This window comes from Rhizorhapis sp. SPR117 (assembly GCF_021742065.1).
On record NZ_JAKKIE010000205.1, the window covers coordinates 1 to 916 of the forward strand.

At 57.2% G+C, this 916-nt stretch carries 1 pseudogene; it reads right to left on the minus strand.

Annotated features, from left to right (window positions below):
- Positions 1-346: 346 nt before the first annotated feature.
- Positions 347-826 (minus strand): annotated as a pseudogene (locus L3X40_RS21975) (transposase); the annotation flags it as partial.
- Between the last annotated feature and the right edge of the window lie 90 nt (positions 827-916).

A 916-nucleotide genomic window follows, 5' to 3' on the forward strand; every position in this document is an offset into this window, starting at 1 on the left:
CCTAGCATTGTTCATCTCCTCAAAGAGGCGTGAATCAATGAGGTGGATTACAGTTCCGGGTGACTAGGGTCAGGACTTCTGTGGTTGCCGCCCGTGATGCAAGATGGTTTCTGACCGTTTGAACTGATGATCGAGTGCGGTCTTCTGTCAGGCCTAGATTACGGCGCTTTCAAATGCCGCTGGCCGGTATGGTGATCCGCGGATCAGGTCCAAATCTCATTGGCGAGCTTTATCACTCAGAGTCCTGAACTGGTTTTCCTGATCCAGATCTGTTCGATCATTTTGCCCATTCGGGTCGTCGCCTTCTCACACCCCTTTCATCCAGCCTGTCTGCGTTGGCCTTGTATCAGGCAGCCATGACCGGCATCGGATTCTTGTAGTCCTCGTTCTTTGTCAGCATGACCCAGATCTGGCGCGCCATCTTGTTCGCCAATGCGATGGCGACCAACATGCGCGGCTTACGAGCCATCATGCGCGCCAACCATGAGCTTTCCGGGATCGCCTTGCGTCCCATCCAGTTCAATCGCGACATGGCACCAATGATCAGCATCTGCCGGATGTCGGCCTGGCCGGCCTTGGTGATCCGCCCGAGCCGTTCCTTGCCGCCTGATGAAAACTGCCGCGGCACCAATCCAAGCCACGCCGCAAAGTCACGGCCGTTGTGGAAGCTCGTCATGTCAGGCGCAAAGGTCTCCACTGCCATCGCCACCAGCGGGCCGACGCCAGGCATGGTCTGCAATCGCTTCGATACCAGCGTGGCGGCTGCGAGTTCCTTGATCCTTGCGGTCTTCGCATCAATCCAGCCATTGAGTACAGCAATCTGATCGAGCATCGCGAGGCACAACAAGACGCGAGCTAGCACATTCCTGCCCCCGCTTGAGCCGGTCGGCGAAGCGGTGCTTGCCTATCTGCGTTC